This is a genomic window from Paenibacillus sp. GCM10028914 (genome assembly GCF_042666275.1).
Classification (GTDB): domain Bacteria; phylum Bacillota; class Bacilli; order Paenibacillales; family Paenibacillaceae; genus Paenibacillus_AQ.
The window spans coordinates 203,820-224,981 of the sequence record NZ_JBHTFO010000006.1; the positions used below are offsets into that span (position 1 = coordinate 203,820).

General features: G+C 42.6%; 16 protein-coding genes and 1 riboswitch. Of the genes, 15 read left to right on the forward strand and 1 reads right to left on the reverse strand.

The features are described from left to right. Positions 1-29 precede the first annotated feature (29 nt). Entirely contained in the window at positions 30-1,007 is a 978-nt protein-coding gene (locus tag ACFQV5_RS05610) for a tRNA dihydrouridine synthase (RefSeq protein WP_379244472.1), read from the reverse strand. A 488-nt stretch (positions 1,008-1,495) separates the two neighbouring features. Between ACFQV5_RS05610 and ACFQV5_RS05615 the strand changes: the two genes are divergently transcribed. From ACFQV5_RS05615 to ACFQV5_RS05685, 15 genes are all read left to right on the forward strand, one after another. Continuing rightward, positions 1,496-5,677: a S8 family serine peptidase gene (locus ACFQV5_RS05615; RefSeq protein WP_379244474.1), complete on the forward strand. Its 4,182-nt coding sequence runs from the start codon at positions 1,496-1,498 to the stop codon at positions 5,675-5,677. A gap of 156 nt (positions 5,678-5,833) precedes the next feature. After that, the gene (rhaB, locus tag ACFQV5_RS05620; RefSeq protein ID WP_379244476.1) at positions 5,834-7,264 is read left to right on the forward strand and encodes a rhamnulokinase; all 1,431 of its coding nucleotides are present in this window, start codon (positions 5,834-5,836) and stop codon (positions 7,262-7,264) included. Positions 7,265-7,266: 2 nt separating this feature from the next. Beyond that, positions 7,267-8,520, forward strand: coding sequence for an L-rhamnose isomerase (gene rhaA / locus ACFQV5_RS05625; RefSeq protein ID WP_379244478.1), 1,254 nt, complete (start codon positions 7,267-7,269; stop codon positions 8,518-8,520). 65 nt (positions 8,521-8,585) lie between these two features. Next, entirely contained in the window at positions 8,586-9,560 is a 975-nt protein-coding gene (locus tag ACFQV5_RS05630) for an AraC family transcriptional regulator (protein ID WP_379244480.1), read from the forward strand. Positions 9,561-9,782: 222 nt separating this feature from the next. Next, positions 9,783-11,468 (forward strand): methyl-accepting chemotaxis protein, encoded by a 1,686-nt coding sequence (locus ACFQV5_RS05635; protein WP_379244482.1) that lies wholly within the window; start codon positions 9,783-9,785, stop codon positions 11,466-11,468. 200 nt (positions 11,469-11,668) lie between these two features. Then, on the forward strand, positions 11,669-12,760 hold the full coding sequence (gene cobD, locus ACFQV5_RS05640) for a threonine-phosphate decarboxylase CobD (RefSeq protein WP_379244484.1): 1,092 nt from the start codon (positions 11,669-11,671) through the stop codon (positions 12,758-12,760). Positions 12,761-12,776: 16 nt separating this feature from the next. After that, entirely contained in the window at positions 12,777-13,499 is a 723-nt protein-coding gene (locus tag ACFQV5_RS05645) for an adenosylcobinamide amidohydrolase (protein ID WP_379244486.1), read from the forward strand. Continuing rightward, positions 13,496-14,473 carry an adenosylcobinamide-phosphate synthase CbiB gene (gene cbiB, locus ACFQV5_RS05650; RefSeq protein WP_379244488.1) on the forward strand — a complete coding sequence of 326 codons (978 nt, stop codon included), beginning with the start codon at positions 13,496-13,498 and terminating at the stop codon, positions 14,471-14,473. The genes ACFQV5_RS05645 and cbiB overlap by 4 nt, the downstream gene beginning before the upstream one ends. Then, positions 14,464-15,057, forward strand: coding sequence for a histidine phosphatase family protein (locus tag ACFQV5_RS05655; RefSeq protein WP_379244490.1), 594 nt, complete (start codon positions 14,464-14,466; stop codon positions 15,055-15,057). Before cbiB ends, ACFQV5_RS05655 begins: the two co-directional genes overlap by 10 nt. A 100-nt stretch (positions 15,058-15,157) precedes the next feature. Then, positions 15,158-15,364, forward strand: a riboswitch (cobalamin riboswitch). A gap of 222 nt (positions 15,365-15,586) precedes the next feature. Next, positions 15,587-16,597, forward strand: a complete 1,011-nt coding sequence (locus ACFQV5_RS05660) for an ABC transporter substrate-binding protein (protein ID WP_379244492.1) — start codon at positions 15,587-15,589, stop codon at positions 16,595-16,597. 69 nt (positions 16,598-16,666) lie between these two features. Further along, positions 16,667-17,734 (forward strand): nicotinate-nucleotide--dimethylbenzimidazole phosphoribosyltransferase, encoded by a 1,068-nt coding sequence (gene cobT / locus ACFQV5_RS05665; RefSeq protein WP_379244494.1) that lies wholly within the window; start codon positions 16,667-16,669, stop codon positions 17,732-17,734. Further along, complete coding sequence (gene cobU, locus ACFQV5_RS05670; protein WP_379244496.1) at positions 17,734-18,306, forward strand: bifunctional adenosylcobinamide kinase/adenosylcobinamide-phosphate guanylyltransferase; 573 nt, start codon at positions 17,734-17,736, stop codon at positions 18,304-18,306. The genes cobT and cobU overlap by 1 nt, the downstream gene beginning before the upstream one ends. Beyond that, on the forward strand, positions 18,303-19,112 hold the full coding sequence (gene cobS, locus ACFQV5_RS05675; protein WP_379244498.1) for an adenosylcobinamide-GDP ribazoletransferase: 810 nt from the start codon (positions 18,303-18,305) through the stop codon (positions 19,110-19,112). Before cobU ends, cobS begins: the two co-directional genes overlap by 4 nt. A 263-nt stretch (positions 19,113-19,375) precedes the next feature. Further along, positions 19,376-20,302 carry a prenyltransferase gene (locus ACFQV5_RS05680; RefSeq protein ID WP_379244500.1) on the forward strand — a complete coding sequence of 309 codons (927 nt, stop codon included), beginning with the start codon at positions 19,376-19,378 and terminating at the stop codon, positions 20,300-20,302. Between the two features lie 16 nt (positions 20,303-20,318). Beyond that, positions 20,319-21,047, forward strand: coding sequence for a DUF6081 family protein (locus ACFQV5_RS05685; protein ID WP_379244502.1), 729 nt, complete (start codon positions 20,319-20,321; stop codon positions 21,045-21,047). The last annotated feature ends 115 nt before the right edge of the window (positions 21,048-21,162 follow it).

A 21,162-nucleotide genomic window follows, 5' to 3' on the forward strand; every position in this document is an offset into this window, starting at 1 on the left:
GCAGGCCCTTTTGCTTTACACAGTATGCATCAATCTAATTCTTGATCTAAAAGAGGTTTTACTAATCGACGTACTTCGTCTGTTGATTTGGTATCCATTAATTGGCGTCTTAGTTCATCTGCACCGCTAAATCCACGAGTATAAATTTTGAAAAAGCGAAGAAGTGGTTTGAACAAGCGTGGTGTGGCTTCTGTTGAATATTTATCATGAAGATCTATTTGTAAAAGTAGTAAACGGAGAAAATCCTTCGCACTGTGTTCTTTTGGTTCTTTTTCAAAAGCAAATGGATTGGTGAAGATGCCGCGGCCAATCATAACACCATCAACGCCGTATTGTTCAACTAGTTTTAATCCTGTTGCGCGGTCAGGGATATCTCCATTAATCGTTAATAGCGTATTTGGAGCAATTTCATCGCGTAACTTTTTGATTTCAGGGATTAGTTCCCAGTGTGCATCTACTTTACTCATTTCTTTTTTTGTACGAAGGTGAATGGAAAGATTCGCAATATCTTGTTTCAAAACATGTGTTAACCAATCGCGCCACTCATCAACCCTACTGTAACCTAATCTTGTTTTAACACTGACCGGTAATCCACCTGCTTTGGCGGCTTGAATAATTTCTGCTGCAACTTCAGGATGTCGTATTAATCCTGCACCTTTTCCACCGTGCGAAACACTTTGTGCTGGGCATCCCATATTCAAATCGATACCACGAAAACCAAGTTTCTTCATATCAATACTCATTTTTTCAAATAGTGCGGGCTTATTGCCCCAAATATGAGCGACGATCGGTTGCTCATCTTCTGTGAACATTAATCGACCACGAGTATTGTTTCTTCCTACAGGATTACAATAAATTTCTGTACTGGTGAATTCCGTGAAAAATACATCGGGTTTCGCAGCTTTATTTATGACCTGACGAAAAACAATATCTGTGACATCTTCCATGGGCGCTAATATAAAAAATGGCTTCGGTAATTCAAGCCAAAAGTTTTGTTCGTTACTCATATGATCCCCTTCTTTTGCAACATATCAAAATGATTTGTTTATTATATACTCCTTTATCCATCATATCATAGTATCATTTTTTCGTTTGATAGTAATATGCTGTGTACCTTTACAATAGACATTGGAAAAACCTCTGGGTAAATCCATCTAATTGTAGGGGTGCTTTTTTGCTACCCGTTAAAAAGCTAGAAGTGTAAGCATTATCCATAGTCACGTAAGTAGTTCTTATCTAGGACATTACATCCATGAAGATAGGAATAGAGCATCTATGAGGCTTAGGACATTAGATACGGTAGAAAATGACGAATGCTGAATTATTGTACATTAACTAGGAGTATAAGTTCATTTTATAACCAGTGTTCAATTCTTTGGAAGGAAATGGTCGATCGGCAGAGAATCCTCATATTGTCATCTTGAGTGAGCACAGATATAGGAATGATGAAGTAATCATACCACTATCCTATTTTGATGAAGGAGTTGACATGTGAGTGATTAGAAGAATTTTAGCAAGTTTCCTAAGTATGCTGCTTGTCCTTATGCTTGTTCTTCCTAACGTAGGAGCGGAAAGCGCAAAACAGCTTTCACCCACTGCTGAAAAGAAGATTACTTCCAAGCTCTTAGATGAGCAGAGGGCTCTGAAGGGTACAGAACTAGATCAACAAGGTTCCTTTGAAAGGAATCAGCCAAACTCTAAAACCTTCGATGCCAAGCAAGGCTTGAGATCGGAAGAACTAAAGATTGAGTCAACGGATGGCTCAGATGTGACTGCAACAGTTCCTGAGAATTACGTGCCAAGTTCAGACAGCCAAGGTACCATTTCAGTTATCGTTGAGCTTCAAGCAACTCCGGTCAAAGTTTTTGAAGCTCAATCTAGTAAACAAAAAAGTTACTCAGCTGTAAAGCCGCAGGAATCAGTGATTAAAGACGAGCATCTAGCATTTAAGAGTGATGCGGTAGCTAAGTTGCCTGTCTCGATCACCCACGAATACTCGGAAGTATTCAATGGATTCGCCCTCACTATCCCGGCAAATCAAGTGAAGGAATTATTAACGATTAAAGGTGTCAAAGCGGTATACCCTGACAAGACCGTATATGCTACGGATGAAGATTCTGTGTCCGTCATGATGGACAGAAGCGCTCCGCATATTGGGGCTCCTGTAGCTTGGGATCTAGGGATTAAAGGTACTGGAGTAAAAGTTGGTATTATTGATACAGGAATGGCAAAGGACCATCCTGATCTAGCTCCAGCTATTGCTCAAGGCGATTATTGGGGCTATGACTTTGTCAATAACGATAATGATCCATCTGAAACGACAAAGAAGGACTATGAAGAAGCAAAAGCACTTGATCCTTCTTTGCCTGAAGTGAATGATAAAGGTCGTCCATATTGGACCTCACATGGTTCCCATGTAGGTGGTACAGTTGCGGGGCGTGGTGTAGGCGTGAATGGGCAGCAAGGGATTACCGGTGTTGCACCTGAAGCAAGTTTATATGCTTATAAAGTATTAGGCCCGTATGGATCAGGCTCTTCTTCCAATGTTATTGCTGCTATCGATCGATCCGTAAAGGATGGTATGGAGGTTATTAATCTATCTTTAGGCTCTGAGAGCAACAATCAGCAGGCAGCTGATTCTGTAGCCCTCAATAATGCGATGACGGCTGGTGTTATGGTAGTCGTATCCGCTGGCAATTCAGGTCCAGGAGACGCTACGATGACGGATCCAGGAACTTCAGAATTAGCTCTTACTGTGGGAGCTTCAAAGCCACCGCTGGCTACACCGATTATGAAGGTTGAGGAAATTAGTGGTTCTCAGTATTATATGGATTCATTTGATAAGTCTACAGGCATTGAGAATCTGACTGGCAGATATGAGCTGGTGGATGTTGGGCTTGGAAAAGCAGAAGACTATGCTGGTATAGACATGAGCGGAAAGATTGCCTTCATCAAACGAGGCGAGATCGCTTTCACCGATAAAGCCCTGAACGCAATCCAGTCGGGTGCTATTGGTGCCGTTGTATATAATAATTCGCCGGAAACACTCGAAAGCGGTACATTAGGTACAGTCGATGTTACAATCCCAATCTATACCTTGTCCGGCACGTACGGTGAATCGATTAAAGCTGCTATGAGTACTCAAACGCTCCATACCAGCTTCAGTACAACAATTGAATCAGATATTATGGCATCCTTCAGTTCAAGAGGACCGGCTAAGCCTTCGTATGCGATTAAGCCCGATATATCTGCGCCAGGAATAGGTATTGTATCCAGCGTCCCGGACTATGAAGGCTGGTATGAGTCCAATAACGGTACGAGCATGGCCGCTCCGCATATGGCTGGGGCAGCGGCACTAATCAAGCAAAAATATCCGACACTTAATACATACGAAATCAAATCCTTGCTCATGAATAATACCGTGAAGATGAACGACCGAAACGGTAATCGCTACACTCATATGGATCAAGGTGCAGGGCGAGTTGCTCTGGATCATGTTCTTCAAGCGAAAGCCGTCGCCACTGTCGAAGAATCGACATCAGCGGTAAGCGGCGGAGCAGATACGACGTATTACACAGGAGGCGTTTCATTCGGTTATGTTGCTGCAGGTGAAACGGCCAGCCGCAATATAGAGGTTAAAGATATTGTAGGTTCAGGCTCTAACTATTCTGTAGACGTGAAGTGGTATAACGAAGCACCAGGTAATTTGAATTCCAGTATGGCACAAGTTCATGTGCCAGCGGGAAGCAGTGATTCCTTCTCTGTACAGCTGGATGTCGCAGCAGATGCAGCCGAAGCGCGCTATGAAGGCGAGATTATACTGACCGAAACGGGAGGACATGTCATTCAATTGCCGGTAGCTGTATATGTAGGGACAATGACTCAGACAGATCCAGTTACGAACCTTGCATTGACGCCAGATATTTTCTCCCCGAATAGTGACGGTATTCAGGATAAATCCGATATTACCTTTAACGTTACAGAGTCTTTGGGGTATTTTTCTTTGGACATTTATGATGCGAGTAGCAAGTGGATAGGAACCCTTGTAGAGCAGGGGATTAATCCAGGTAGCTATGCACTCCGCGGTTGGAACGGCTCTGGTCTTCCGGATGGTATGTATTTGATGGTACCTTGGGCAGGAAGCTCTAGCACGACTGCAGTTCCCCTTGAATCTCAGCTAGCATTATTCATAATCGATAACGGAGCTCCTGCTGTTAATCTGAATGATCCGAAGATTACGATTGATGAGGCTTCAATGACAGGCTCTATTGCCGGACAAGTGACAAGTGATCTGCTGATCGATCTTCTCGTAAAACCAGGTGATTTTACGATGGATGAGATGATCGGAGTGGCAGCACTATATCAGGATGAAGCTGGCTGGCAGCAGGTTGACGGTATGATCGAGAATAATGGTAATTTCAAGATTGATGTGCCTATTAAGCTTGGTGACAACATATTCGAGGTATATGTGTATGATGCAGCAGGGAATGGTTTAATCGTTCCGGCGGATGTGGTCAATTATAATTTTGCTAGTGATCCTGTTCTTACGGTGAGTCCGCTTACCCTTAGTTTGGAAGAAGGGACGACCCAACAGTTAAGTGTACTCTATAAAGATGGAGCTGGCGATGAGCAAGATGTTGCTGCATCGGCTAGTTATTCGGTGAAGAATCCTGAGCTATTAACCGTAACGAATGGGCTAGTAACGGCCCTTCAGGCCGGTACTACTCAAATCGAAGTGGCTTATGAGAATCTCACTACAACGGTTGATGTGACCGTTACGAAGAAGCCGATTGTGGAACAACTGATTGTAACACCAGCGAATGTTACACTCAAGATTGGTGAATCTCAGCAGCTTCAAGTTACGTATATTGGCAAAGACGGTAAGGCTAAAGATGTCACGAGATTAGCTACTTTTAAATCGAAGGATACGAGAACAGCGATTGTCATATTGGATAGAGTTATCGGAGTAAAGGAAGGAACTACACAAGTTGAAGTTAGCTATAATCAATTGAAGAGTAACGCGCAAGTAACGGTGAGAAATTGGTTTAATCTACCGGTATCGAAGCCGAAGTTAATAGCTACACCAGATCAGCTCCAACTGCGTGCAGGCGAGTCGCAGAAGCTTAATGTGATTTATAAAGGTGAAGACGGTAAGGATACGGATGTAAGCGAATTAGCAACTTACCATGTTAAAGACCAGGATAAGGTCGCCGTTGTAAATGGTGTGGTCACTGCGGTTGCAGCAGGAGATACGAAGATCGATATTACTTACAGTAACCTTAAGGTGACTGTCCATGTAAAGGTGAAGAATCCAGCCATTCAGCCTCAACTGACGGTTGCTCCAGAATCGCTTTTCTTGAAGACAGGAGAATGGAAGGACTTAAAGGTGCTGTATACGGACGAAGATGGCAAGACAAGTGATGTTACTGTGTTTGCAAAATATGAAGTGAAGAATTCGAAAGTAGCCGTGGCTTCCTTTGGAAAGGTTATTGCTTTGAAGGAAGGAACAACGCAAATCGCAATTAGTTATAAACAACTAAACGCCAATGTTGATGTTTCCGTAAAGGGCTGGTTTAATTCTTCATCTGAAATTGATGCAGCTGATGAGATAGAAACAGCAGATGTGAATCCTTCAGTAGAGGCTTCTACTACTCAAAAAGAATCTGAGCAGCAATAGGAAGAACTTTAGAAGCTTCCCGAGATCATCTCTTTGATCTTAGGAAGCTTCTTTTTTGTGCAAATAAGGACAGTAATTTGGTCTAATCACGTTATAGGAAATTCCATGTTTTTTATTATGATATAAATAAATCGTTTTCAGACAGGAGGTGGGATTTTGACAAAATACAGTGCAGCCATTGATATTGGTGCCTCCAGTGGTCGTCTTATTCTGGGGTATCTGGAAGATGGATTAATGAAATTGGATGAAATTCATCGTTTCGAAAATAGGATCGTAAAGAAAGGTGATTTCTTCTGCTGGGAAGTTGATAAGCTATTTCAAGAAATTATAACAGGTCTTAAGAAATGCAAGGAACTCGGCATAAAACTGGACAGCATTGGTATCGATACATGGGCGGTTGATTTTGTATTGTTGGATGAAGCCGATCAGTTAATAACCGAAGCTGTTTCTTATCGTGACCCACGGACGAACGGCATGATGGAAGAAGTGTTCAAGCTTATTCCCAAAGATGAGCTCTATCTGAGAACAGGCATCCAGTTCCAAAAATTCAATACGATTTACCAACTGTACTCAATTAAAAAAGAACAGCCAGAAATTCTTGAGAAAGCAAAATCCTTCTTAACAATTCCTGATTATTTCAATTTTTTATTGACAGGTAAAAAAGCAAATGAATATACGAATGCTACTTCCACTCAGTTGGTGAATGCGATATCGAAAACGTGGGATCTTGATATTTTAGATGTCATCGGAATGAATAAAGATATATTCCAAGAGATTCCACCGCCAAAAACCATTCTTGGTTCGCTAAAAGAAGAATGGGTTTCTGAATTAGGGGCTGACATAACAGTTGTCCTTCCGGCAACTCACGACACAGGCTCTGCCGTTATTGCTGTTCCTGAAGAGAACGAAACCATTTATATCAGTTCTGGAACATGGTCATTGATTGGAACAGAAACCGATTCTCCGATTTGTACCAATAAGGCACGGGACTACAACTTTACCAATGAAGGGGGTATCAATGATCAATATCGCTTCTTGAAAAATATCATGGGTCTGTGGATGATCCAGGAGGTCAAACGTGTATACAATGATCAATATTCTTTTGCTGATCTGATCGATTTGGCGAGAGAAGTCAAAGACTTCAAGGCGATTGTGAATGTGAATGATGACCGCTTCCTGAGACCTGACAATATGGTTCAAGAAATAATAAATTACTGCCTCGAAACGGGGCAATCTGTGCCAAGTAGTCCAGGGGAAATAGCCAAGTGTGTGTTTGAAAGTTTAGCAGAAAGCTATCTTGAAGCTGTGATAGAAATTGAGGAAATCCTGGAGAAGAGATTTGAAAAGATCAATGTAATCGGCGGGGGTTGTCAGAATGAAATTCTGAACCAGCTGATTGCTGATGTTTCGAATAAGGAGGTTTATGCAGGACCAGTAGAAGCAACGGCCATTGGAAATATTGCAGCACAACTAATGGCTCTTGGGATTATCAAGGATATAAAAGAAGCTCGTGCGATAATCAAAGCTTCCTTTGAAGTCAAGCAATATAAACCAAGCGTAATGAACTATATAAAGGAAGGAGATTGAAGATGTCGATACAAGAAAATTATGATTTTGCTAAACAGGCATATGCCAAATGGGGAATTGATGTTGACACCGTTCTCGAACAACTGAAAAAAGTCTCCATATCCATTCACTGCTGGCAAGGGGATGATATCGGAGGATTCGAAGTCATTCAGAATGAAAGATCGGGGGGGATTGATGTAACCGGGAATTATCCCGGTAAGGCAAGGACTCCTGAAGAATTAAGAAGTGACTTAGACAAGGCACTATCTTTAATCCCAGGGAAACACCGAGTCAATTTACATGCCATTTATGCAGAAACAAATGGTGAAGTGGTTGATCGAGATCAGCTTGAACTAAAGCATTTTGAGAATTGGGTGAAATGGGCAAAAGAAAAAGACCTTGGACTTGATTTCAACCCAACACTGTTCTCTCATCCAAAAGCTGCAGATGGTCTGACATTATCGCATCCAAATGAAGAAATTCGTGAGTTCTGGATTAACCATTGCATTCTCAGCCGGAAGATTGGTGAGTATTTTGGACAACAGCTTGGCACACCAGCTTTAACAAACTTATGGATTCCAGACGGTTATAAAGATATACCAAGTGATCGCCTCACGCCGAGAAAGAGATTACTTGATTCTTTAGATAAGATTTATGCAGTCGAAATTGACGAGCAGTATAATTTGGATGCGGTTGAGAGTAAGTTGTTTGGGATTGGGTCAGAAGCATTTGTGGTGGGTTCGCATGAATTCTATCTGCATTACGCTATGAAAAATAATAAACTATGCCTGCTTGATACCGGTCATTATCATCCGACCGAAACGGTTTCGAATAAGATCTCTTCCATGCTCTTATTCAGCGATAAGATTGCTTTGCATGTCTCAAGACCCGTCCGCTGGGATAGTGACCATGTGGTGATCCTTGATGATGAGTTGAAAGAAATTGCGCTTGAGATTGTTCGGAATGATGCTCTTGAACGCGTAATTATAGGTCTTGATTTCTTTGACGCCAGCATTAACCGAGTGGCGGCATGGACGATTGGCACCCGTAATATGATAAAAGCATTACTTTATGCAATGCTGGTACCCAATAAATATTTGAAAGAGCTCCAGGAAAAAGGCGACTTTACAGAAAGATTGGCACTAATGGAGGAATTTAAAACCTATCCATTCGGGGCTGTGTGGGATTACTATTGCGAGAAGATGGGGGTTCCTGTTAAAGAATCCTGGCTGGAAGAGGTTAGAGTTTATGAGCAAGAGGTTTTATTAAAGCGATAGAATCTATAAATTTCACACGCCACATGATATGATTCCCGTAATATGAGAAGAAATAGGTGAAACTCTTGAGACGGGATATTTTAGCTGAGCTTTTGACCATAACCGATGAAGAGAAAGCTATTCTTGAACAAAAAAGTAGTCTAAATAAAGAGTTATACACGAGCGGGAAAAGTTTTATTATTGAAAGCGATAAGTTCTTAAGTAAAGACAAGATGATCATGATCCGAAAGCATACAAGATTTGTCGATTTCCCTCTGCATAAACATGATTATATTGAAGTGAGTTATGTTTATAATGGGCATTTATATCAGAAAATAGGTGGAAGAACGATTCACCTGAAAAAAGGAGAACTTATTCTTTTAAATCAGCATATTGAGCACGAAATATTAGCGTCTACTCATGAAGATATCGTTATAAATTTAATTATACGACCTGCCTTTTTTGAATTTATTTTTTCCTTTTTAAGCTCTGAAAATATAATCAGTGACTTTTTACTGTCCAGTTTATACAACCAAACACAAACGGGACAATATCTTTATTTTAAAGTCTCCTCAGATCCTTCAATCCAAAATATCATTGGAATTATGATTCGCGAATTTATGGAGCCCTCCGCTTTCTCGGATTCAACGATTAAGCTGTATATGGGACTACTAATGATTGAGTTAATAAAGAAATCCCATAAGGTAGAGAGAGAAGGCGGATCAGGTGCCAATCATTACTTGATTTTTGAATCGCTTAAGTATATTGAGGAAAATTTCAAGGAGGCATCGTTGTTTGAATTGGCTGAACAATTAAATCAATCCCATTATGGACTTAGTAAAATGATTAAAAAGTCCACCTCTTATACATTTAAAGAGCTTCTCCAGGAAAGGCGGCTGGAAAAGGCAAAAGAATTATTAGAAGGAACCGGGATGCCAATCTCAAATATTGCTGAGCAAGTGGGTTATAATAATCTCAGTTATTTTTATCGTATTTTTAAAGATAAATACAGTAAGACTCCTAAGGAGTATCGCCAAAGAGGATCCTGTTCTATCAAATAATTTATGTGTCCCTAATCTAAAATTAATCTTATATTAAGATTGCAGCTGTACTATAAAGACACCCCTTTTAGATATAGTAGAAGCCCTTCAACTTCGGTTGAAGGGCTTCTTTGGTTTCGTGAGTATAAAACACTAAATTCTGTAAGAGGAAATACCGATAAAAATATAGCAGTTTCATGCGTAAATATAATCATACGAATTCCTCACAGGAGAGTGGACCACATGTTTAATTCCGTTCGAAAAAAAATACTGAGTGGCTTTTTGGGTATTTCTCTATTGCTAGGGATAGTGAGTTTTATATCCCATACTCAAATTGAGAAGATTAATACATCCTACTCGGATTTGATAAATCGAAGGGTAGTCATTGTGACACATGCTAAAGATGTTCAAAATTATTCAACTCGTGAAATCAGTTACCTGCGTGCGATGATGTTAAAAGAAGATGAGGCATTCAACTCTGTAAAGGAATCTGTTTCCGGATTGGATCAAACCATTAAGGAAATTAATGATAAAGTGTTCCTCGAAGAGCATAAAGAAATGTTAAAAAAAATCACGGCTTTAAATAAGGAATTCAGCACAAAAGTAGATCAAATCGAAGGATTAATTAATAGCTTGCCGGAAAGTGCCCAACAAATTGCTACAGAAGAGGCAATACCCTTGGCAGTAGAAATAAGGCTAATGGCAGAGGAGTTGGTATCGGCTCAGGTTGAAAACATGAACAATGGTACTGAAGCCAATACAAAGTTGGTTGAGTCTGTTGACCGTCTGGTTATTGGTCTGAGTATCTTGGCAATATTGACGGCGATTGGAATCAGTCTCATTGTCTCGCGAAAGATCTCTAGTCCGATGGCGGCATTGTCTAAAGCAGCTGAAAACATTGCAGCTGGTGTGTTGAACGAAGATGATATTAAGGTGAAAAATCGTGATGAGATCGGTAAGCTGGCACAATCGTTTAATCTGATGAAAAAAAATCTGCGCGACTTGATTAGTCAGGTCGGATTAAATACTGCACAGGTTGCAGCAACCTCCGAGCAACTGAATGCCGGTGCCGAGGAGACAGGTAAAGCAACAGAGCAAATCAACCTGGCGATTCAGGAAATCGCAACCGGATCAGAGAAACAAGTTTCGAACTCCATTGAAGCCGTTGAATCTGCAGAGCAAATTTCAATAGGAATGAACCATGCGGCTCGTTCGATTCGTTCAATGGCAAAATTAACAGAAGCGGCAAACGAGAAAGCCAATGTAGGAAATCAGGTTGTGATAAATACTGTGGAACAGATGAATGTCCTCCAACAATCTGTCAGCGGGACGGCAGTGGTCATTAATGAGTTGGGTGAGAAATCAAAAGAGATTGGCCAAATCGTTAATATGATTACGGATATTGCGAAACAGACCAATTTGCTGTCACTCAATGCAGGCATTGAGGCAGCGCGGGCCGGTGAGCATGGGAAGGGCTTTGCTGTTGTTGCTGGAGAGGTAAGAAAATTGGCTACAAGCTCGAACGATGCAGCAGAACTTATTCAGAACCTAATTCGTGACGTTCAATATAAAGCGGATAGCGCAGTGCGGTCGATGGAAGAAGGAACGACTGTTGTTGACGAAGGCATGAAGATGGTACATTTAACCGGTGAAACATTCCGTGATATTGCTCTATCTGTAGAGAATTTAAGTGCAGAAACTCAGGGCGTGTCTGCGATCGTAGAACAGGTAAGTGTAAGTTCGAAGGGTATGGCAGAAATGATGGAGAGTATTGCGAATACTTCACAACAGTCAGCAGCGAATACACAGAACGTTGCAGCCTCTGCTGAAGAGCAAAATGCCTCCATGGAAGAGGTATCCGCCGCGGCATCTGCTTTGAGTAGTATGGCTTTAGAGTTACAAGAGACCATTAATAGATTTAAAGTATAGTGTAACAGGTCCAGCTAATAAGAAATTTTTGAGTGCACCCCTTAGAATCGACATTGGAACAACCTTTGGGTAATCCGATGTTATTCTAGGGGGGCATTTTTTTTAGGTGGCTATGCCAAACTAGACTTTTAATTGACGACACGGAAGAACCCACGTAATAATGAATTCAATGAAACCAAATAGTCAGGAGCGTAATCGGTATGTTAGAACGTTATGGGCATGGCGGAGATTTGGAAAGTGCAGCGAAGGCCTATGGAATAGAAGAGAGTCAATTTCTCGATTTTAGCGCAAATATTAATCCGCTTGGACCACCTGTGCAAGTGTTGAAGAAATTGGAACAGGCACTCTCCTCTATTATTCGCTATCCTGATCCAGGTCATCGGCAATTCAAGCAAATCCTTGGTCGTAAGCTGAACGTGAACGTTGATAACATCTGTGTAGGAAACGGGGCAGCAGAATGTATGTCCCTTATTCTGCTTGGACTTCATCCTCAGAAGGTTGGAATTATTGAACCATGCTTCTCTGAATATCGGCAGCTGGCAGAACAGTTTGATATCGAGGTTTATTCTGTCCGTGGCAGACAAGATCTGGATTGGAAAGCATCGCTCCAGGACATCAGTGATTTGTTACAGCGAGTGGATCTGCTATTCATAGGTCAGCCGAACAATCCGAACGGTGTACAGTATAATCTGAAGGAACTGCTCCAATTAGCAGAGTTGGCTGAACAATCAAATACCTATCTCGTCGTAGACGAAGCCTTTATAGATTTTATTCCAGCCGAACAGCAGGCGTCATTATTACCGATGCTGGACAAGTATCCCCATACACTGCTGGTAAGATCCATGACAAAGTTTTATGCTATCCCGGGTCTGCGGTTGGGGTATACATTGGCGCATCCGGAGGTCATCCGATCCATGACACGAAAACAGGTAACGTGGAGTGTGAATGGACTGGCCTTGTTAGCTGGTGAGGCTGCGCTGGATTGTGATCAAGAATACGAGCAGGAGACGATGGATCTGATCGCGAAAGAGCGAGACGTTCTAATTCATGGACTTAGAGCGTTAGGTTGTGATGTTAGCCCAGGAGAAGCTAATTTCTTATTAGTACGACTTCCCGATCCATGGAGAGCGATCGAGATGCAGCGGGAACTTGGACTTCGAGGAATACTCATTCGAAGCTGTGCAATGTATCCGGGACTTGAAGAGGGTCATGTTCGAATCGCCGTTAAAGGCACGGAAGCGAATCGAATACTGTTAAATGAAATTCAGCAAGTGATCAAGAATTTAGGTTGAGAATAGGAGCTTAAAGATGACAACGCCTTTTTTAAGTGATGACAGTAAAATATATAGATCTACAGCTTGTCCAGGCTTAACACTTACACGGTACGACCGTCACTTGCTTCTTCACACACCTGTTTATATGGACTGTTTGAGCAGTGCCATACAAGGGGGAGGTAAGGGAAAGATCGATCGAATAGCTAATATTTATGTGGATCGGTTTTATAATTGTGACCATCCGGAAAAAGATATAGAGAAGCTGTTCCTTGAATGGGATTACCCCCTATCATCAACGGCAGGATTATTGACGGCGGTGCGTTTGGAATATGCTGCTGTTCACGAGGAGACCGGGAATGACGCATCTTTATTCTGTTGTACAACAGCGGGAGTATCTAATGGTGCACGGGCTGGTTCTGAAAGAACTACATATCCCGTATATGAACCAGGTACGATTAATATTATGCTTATGATTGATGCTAGGATGACCCAAGCGGCCATTGTGAATGTGATCATAACAGCTGTAGAAGCGAAGGCGGCTGCACTGGCTGATCTCGGTATTCGCGATGCCGAGAATGGCTTAATCGCTACGGGAACGACGACGGATTCGATCGTGGTAGGTGTCAGTCAATCCGCTGCATATCCCACGGAGCATCGTTATTGTGGAACAGCCACAGACCTGGGGGCTGCTATCGGTCGGGCTGTATATGGAACGGTACAAGAGAGCTTTAAGGCTGCGGGAGTGAAACATTCATGATGGAGTGGACCATTCTATTCATTCTTTGTGCTGCATACATATTAGATCTCATCATTGGTGATCCACGCTGGCTTCCTCATCCCGTGATCGGTATGGGTAAATTGATTAATCTGGTGGAGAAGAAGATTCGCCGTCAGGTTGTCAAGCCAGAGCAACTGAAAAAAGCCGGAATTCTACTCCCGGTTGTTGTCGTGGGGAGTGCGCTGCTCATAACTTGGGCGTTGCTGAAAGGACTCGCTATGATTCATCCATGGCTTGCCTTAGGAGCAGAAATCGTATTGATTGCTACAACGATTGCGACAAAAGGTCTCAAAGATGCGGGGATGGAAGTATACAATCATCTTAAACACGGAGATTTACTAGCTGCTCGGCAGGCTTTAGGCATGATTGTTGGTCGTGATACAGCGCATCTTGATGAGCCAGAGGTTGTTCGTGGAACGGTTGAGACAGTCGCTGAGAACATCGTAGATGCCATTGTTTCTCCGCTGTTCTATGCACTGATTGGAGGAGCACCACTTGCCATGGCTTATCGCGCAGTGAATACCTTGGACTCCATGGTTGGATATAAGAATGAGAAATATATAAATTTAGGCTGGGCTTCTGCTCGTTTGGACGATTTGGCGAACTACATCCCGGCTCGATTAACCGCTTTACTGTTAGTTATTAGCAGCTGGATCTTGCGAATGGATTACAAAAAATCGGTTCAAACCATCAGGCATGATGCTCGTCTACATCCAAGTCCTAATAGTGGTTATCCGGAATCAGCCGTGGCCGGGGCATTAGGAATTCGTCTCGGAGGGGAGAATGTGTATCATGGTGTCGTCTCTTTCCGTGCTTATATGGGAGAACACACCCGCCCAATGAACAAGGAGGATATTCGGTTAACCATTAAATTAATGCTGAGCGCATCGTTGTTATTTTTACTATTAAGTGCACTTATTATATGGAGCTTAGGTGGAGCAATATGGAGTTAGAATTGACATGTATTCGTCATGGGGCTACGCAGTGGAATAAGGAAAGACGTTATTTAGGTCATACGGATGTTGGAATTCTACAAGAGTCACTGATCGAACTTGCGCCGGTGAAAGAGGCTCTTAAAGGAAGGTCTTTTCGCAAGGTGTTCTGTAGTGACTTGAAGAGATGCAGAGAGACACTCGACTGGATTTATACCGTCTCAGCAGATCAGGTGGTCTTCGATAATCGTTTGCGGGAAATGGATTTTGGCGAATGGGAAGGCCGGACATATGATCAGTTAAAGCATCTGGACACCTACCGGAATTGGCTCAGCGATCCTGAGTCTTCCACCCCTCCTGGAGGCGAATCTTGGGGACATTTTCAGGGGAGAATAGCTGACTTTATGAATGGCTTAACTTGTTTTACTAAGGAAGAGTCGAAGGATAACCAATTATTAATAGTGGCACATGGTGGAGTGATCAGGCAGATTGCAACGATGACGGTTCCCGGTTCTTCCTTTTGGGATTTCTCAGCAGATCCGGGAAGCTTGTTAACGTTGAAGCTGACTTTTGATGGAGGAAAATGGACAGGATATGTAGGATGAGTTTTTTAAAGCTTTGTTAAAAGCTTGTAAGGTGTTCTTATCTAACCTATAATCATGAATTGAGAGCTAAGACTTGTGTCTCAGCATGATGCTATCGAAATGAATAATGAACTTGTGAGGTCTAGAATTAGAAGCGAAAAGGCTTAGGATTCTAGTTAAAAGGGAAGTCGGTGAAAATCCGACACGGTCCCGCCACTGTGAAACAGGGATATTCTCTATATGCCACTGTTCTGCGATAAGCAGGATGGGAAGGTGAGAATATCATTAACCTGTAAGTCAGGAGACCTGCCTTATGAGTAGTACGATGGTCCTTCGAGGAAAGGATTACGTTTGGCTATAGCCTGCGGAACACATGGTCTTGACTGTGAGCCCGTAAGACGTAATCCCTGATTCTTTCTTGTTACAAGAAGATCAGGTTTTTTTTGTTGCACAGACTTCGTCACAAAGGATTCATGGAAATGAGCATTTGTAAATTGCTAAACAAGGGGAGCATCTCACGGAATCATAAAAAAGTAGATAGAGGAGAGAGATGGAAATGAAGCAATTATGGAAGAATTGGACGATGGGTGCTTTAGCACTCATAATGGTACTAGCGCTTGCAGCTTGTGGAGATAATGCAGAGCCGAAACAAACGACAGACCCAGCACCAACCCAACAAGAACAAGTAACACCACCGGCTGATGAGACAGATGCGCTAAAAACCGAATATCCTCTAACGGTAAAAGATGCTACAGGCGAGGAGCTTACATTTAACGAAGCACCAAAGAAGATCATATCGATCTCACCATCAGAGACAGAAGCTTTGTTTGCAATTGGCTTAGATGAGGAAGTTATTGGTGTATCTGACTATGATGATTATCCGGAAGCTGCTACAACGAAGCCAAAGATGGGTGGTCTGTACAACCCTAACGTTGAGGAAATTATTGCAGCACAGCCAGATCTCGTTGTTACAGGTATCTCCATGAGTGCGGAAGGTGCACAGCAGCTACGCGATCTAGGGATTACAATCTTCAAGACAGATCCGAAAAAAGTAGATGATGTGATTGCAAACATTGAAATATTCGGTCAAATCACTGATCATCAAGAAGAAGCTAAAAAGGTTGTAGACAAAATTAAGCAAGATCGTGATGAAGTAACAGAAACATTAAAATCACTGACACCTGAACAGAAAAAGAAAGTATATATCGAGTTCTCTCCAGGCTGGACAGTAGGTAGCGGGGAATATATGGACGAGCTGATTAACTTGGCTGGTGGTATTAATGTTGCCGCTGATACGGTAGGATGGAATGAAATTAGTGAAGAGAAGATCATTAAGGATAATCCAGACGTGATTTTGTTCTCAAAAAATGTTGTTGATGAGAAAACGAAGGAAACACTAGACCAAATGATTAAAGCACGTAGTGGTTGGGATCAGATTACAGCCATTAAGAATGACGCAGTTGTTGGGTTAGATGATAACTTGGTAAGCCGTCCAGGTCCACGTGTTACTGAAGGTTTGAAGCAAATAGCAAAGGCGATCTATCCTGAACTGTTCAAGTAACGCTTAGATTTGTAATGAGATGAAGCAATCGTGCTTTAGATTTAAGAGCTTAAGAAGGAGAAATGATGTATGAGACAAAGTGTCATGGAACGTATCGGAGAAATTCGTGGTCTTGATCAATCTGCGATCGAGGCTGCGAAACTGCACATAAGTAACCTTACTGTCCCTCCTGGCAGCTTGGGTAAACTTGAAGCAATGGCGTTACAGCTTGCCGGCATCACGGGAGAGGTACGTCCTTCATTTGACCGAAGAGAAGTTATTATTATGGCAGGCGACCATGGAGTATGTGATGAGGGTATTAGTGCATTTCCCCAAGAAGTTACACCTCAAATGATTCATAATTTCCTTGCGGGTGGTGCAGCTGTTAACGTGTTAGCCAGACAGGCGGGCGCAGATGTTGTATGCGTGGATATCGGCGTGAATAGCGACTTATCCCATCCTGATCTTTTATCGCGTAAAATCCGGTATGGTACAGCGAATATGGCACTTGGTCCTGCAATGTCTTATGAGGAAGCGATCGAATCTATTCTGGTAGGCATGAAAGTTGTTGAAGATGCTGTCAAACGCGGGGTCCAGCTATTTATCACAGGCGAAATGGGCATTGGTAATACGACAGCAAGCTCAGCAGTTATTTGTGCACTTTCCAACATCCCGGTTGCCGAGGCGGTTGGTCGAGGCACTGGAATTGATGACTCGCGTTTACAGCATAAAATCGCTGTAGTTGAAAGAGCGATAGCGGTGAATGTTCCTGACCCGCAAGATCCAGTGGATGTTCTGGCTAAGGTAGGGGGCCTTGAGATTGGAGGCTTAGTTGGTGTTATTCTAGGAGCAGCGGTACACGGCTGCCCAGTAATTATAGATGGATTTATATCAAGTGCAGCAGCGCTGCTTGCAAAATCGATCTGTCCGGCAGCTGCGGATTATATGGTGGTATCCCATGCTTCTCATGAACAGGGACATCGGCGGCTTTTAGAAGAGCTGAATCTCCGTCCTGTATTGGAACTAGATCTTCGTATTGGTGAAGGTACAGGCGGGGTATTATGTCTTCATCTTGTAGATGCGGCATGCCGCATTGTTAATGAAATGGCAACTTTCGAGAGTGCGGGTATCTCAGGTGAAACGAAGGAGCAAGTGTAATGATCACACTCGTTACCGGCGGTGCGAGAAGCGGGAAGAGCAGCTTTGCCGAAAGGTTATGTATGTCTAAGTCGCCAGAAGCTGTATATGTGGCTACGGCTCAAGCTTTCGATGATGAGATGAAAGAGCGGATTGCCCTCCATAAACTTAGTCGGGAGCAAGCGGGTTATGAATGGCGAAATGTAGAAGAACCATTTCAATTGGCAAAGCTGCTAAATGATTGGCGTGATAACAGTCTACGTAATGAGGAGTGTGCTCCTACGGTCCTCGTGGACTGCCTTACACTATGGTTGTCCAATGTTCTTCTCTCTTGGGAAGGCAAACAGGATGCGCAAGCGAAGGTGAAATCCGAAATTGCTCGTCTTGTAGACCAAGCGGAGCAGTATCCAGGTCAATTGATTTTGGTCACAAACGAAGTGGGTAGCGGAATTGTACCGGAATATCCACTTGGCAGGCTATACCGTGATTTAGCCGGATACATGAATCAAGCTCTATCCAGAAGCAGTCATGAGGTATTCCTGGTAACAGCAGGCATTCCGATTGAGCTGAAGAGCAAGGAGTATCATTTATGATGAAATGGGGACAAGCGGCTGCGGCCGCTTTTCAATTTCTATCGCGCCTGCCTGTTAAAGCGAATTTGGATTACACGCCAGCACTCTTTCGTCAAAGTGTGAAGTTTTATCCGTTGGTAGGAGCGGCGATCGGGCTCATCGTATGGATAGCTGCCGCAGGATTGGCGTTCGTATTACCTCCTTTACCTGCCGCAGCATTGACCCTTATCCTATGGGTTTGGCTTACTGGAGGACTTCATCTGGATGGCTGGATGGATACGGCAGATGGGATTTTGAGTTATCGATCACGAGAGCAGATGCTAGATATCATGAAGGATAGCCGTGTTGGTGCTATGGGTGTCATTGCATGTGTGCTGCTTCTTATTCTTAAGTTCTCTTTAATTTACTCATTGCTTGTTGCTGGTTCTAATTATTCCGGTTTGTTACTTCTTCCTCTCATATGGAGTCGCTGGTTTATGGTACACGCAATGTTCACGTGGCCTATGGCGCGGGGCAAGAGTGGTCTGGCTGGACAATTTAAAGATATGGATCGAAGTCAGTTATGGAGAACATTTTTAATCGCTGTCATATTGTCGTTTGTAGCGGCATCGATTACTCCTTTGGTTGTTAAGGATTATGTTTTACTGATTGTGGCATTGCTCGGATTCGTAATCATTCCACTTATGGTATGGATCGCGGGTACTTGGTTAGCACGAAGAATGAATTCTGCACTAGGTGGTTTAACGGGTGACACATATGGTGCTTTGAATGAATTTTTGGAAGTAACCGCTATGCTCGTGCTAGTCCTTATTTATAATCAGATATGAATGAAACACCCCTGATTCATCTAACAGATGAATCAGGGGTGTTTTTTTATTCGACAATAAATAAACATGTCCTTCATGTTATGGAATATTCCACTTTGGTATGTCCTCATTGACATAATATTTTGATGATAATAGAGCCTAAATGGCTTACAAAGTTCGACAAGTGTGATATTCTTAATATGAAAGTTCATTGTTTCACAAATAGTACGTCTGTAATCGTTATTGCAGGCGTTATCTTTCATGTTACGAAAGGGGGGCACATCTTGGATTCATGGTCACAATTTAAAAAAGCTTCTCGGATGAAGGTTATTCCCGTCATGTTGATTCCGGTAGCGCTCGGTGCACTTGGTTCATTTGTTTGGACAGGCAGATTTAATGCATGGCTGTTCATATTGACACTGATTGGAGCGGGATCAGCTCATTTATTTTCTAATATGATCAATGATCTCTGGGATTATAAGAACGGGACAGATGATGAGGCCAAGAATAATGTTGATGCGATCTCCACGAACTCTGGGTTCCTTACTAATGGGAAATGGTCTATGCGGAAGTTTGAAATCACCACTTGGACCCTGTTCGGTATAGCTGCACTCAGTGGTATTATTCTCAGTATCATAAGTGGTTGGTGGGCCTTTATATTTGGGGCGTTAGGTGGATTAATCGCATATTTCTATGTAGCTCCGCCAATACGATTCGGATATCGTGGTAAAGGATACAGCGAGTTTGCTATATTATTGTCTTTTGGCATTTTACCGGTGATGGGCGCATATTACGTGCAGACCTCTCATATGGATATCCGCGCGTTGCTCTTATCGCTACCCATTGGATTATTAACAACCTTGATTTTGTTTAACCATCATTTTTTACACTGGCAGGCTGACAGACTAGCCGGCAAGAATACACTTGTTGTCGTTTGGGGAGAAAAGAGGGCACTTCGGTTTTCCCGGATTCTTTTATTATTGGCGTGCCTTTCTCTCATTGCTTGTGTGCTAGCAGGAGCACTTCCTCCATATGCACTTCTGGCATTGATCACCGTTATTCCTTTGTACATGGTGTACGGACGCTTGCAGGATAGCAATCGTTCAGAGGCTTATTTGCCATTAATGGGTGCCTCAACGAAGACGGCGCTTCGGTGTGGAGGAGTTTTAATCATATCACTTATTGTACAAGGATTTATTCAATCTATGTAGGAAAGAAGGTTGTATTATGGAACAGGTTCGTGTATTTGGAGATTTTCATAATATTTTATCGGAAGACGACGTTTGGAAAATTGGGGGCTTTCCTCTACCGGACGGTACATTCTGGGAATATCGTGAGCCTAATGCGGTTGTTATTGTTCGCAACGGAATATTGTATGTTCGTGCTCCACTTAGCCGTCAGCACAATCAGGTGCAAATTCTCGATAACGCGAAGCATATGTATTATTCGAGAGAAGAGGTGAAGGTTCCGGAAGAAGGCGAGATTAGCTTCGAGCTCCAGATCCGCGCACGTACGCAGGGAACTGTACTGGGTGATCTTTATGATGGCTATGTATCGCTTAATTTGCTTGATTTCACCACTGGCGCAGCTCTCGATTTCTTTGCTTCTAACGATAAATACGCGAGCGTGTATGCCGTTCTTCCGTTTCCGGGTGTAGAAGTTCCTGAGTCCAATAAGACTCGATATTTCTGTGTTTTTAAAGAAGATACCAACTTTAAACCACGCGAATTCAACACCTATAAAATCACTTACAATCGCGGTAATGATGAAGTGATATTTTATGTGAATGGGGAAGAAGTACGTCGTGAGAAAAACGTACCGATCAAGTTTAATCAATTCACCATTGCGCTTGGCATCATGACAGAGAAGGATTTAACGCCGGAAGGCAGTGTGTCTGTTCATGGGCAGACCGTAATCGGGGAATATTCACCTGTAACCGTGACGATCAAGGAATAGAGTTGAAACGGTTGAGACTTTTACTGAAAATATAAAATAGCCGCCCAATTGAACTGCACCCCAATTGTTAGACACACTCTAACAGTTGGAGGTGCAGTTTTTTTATGACTAAATT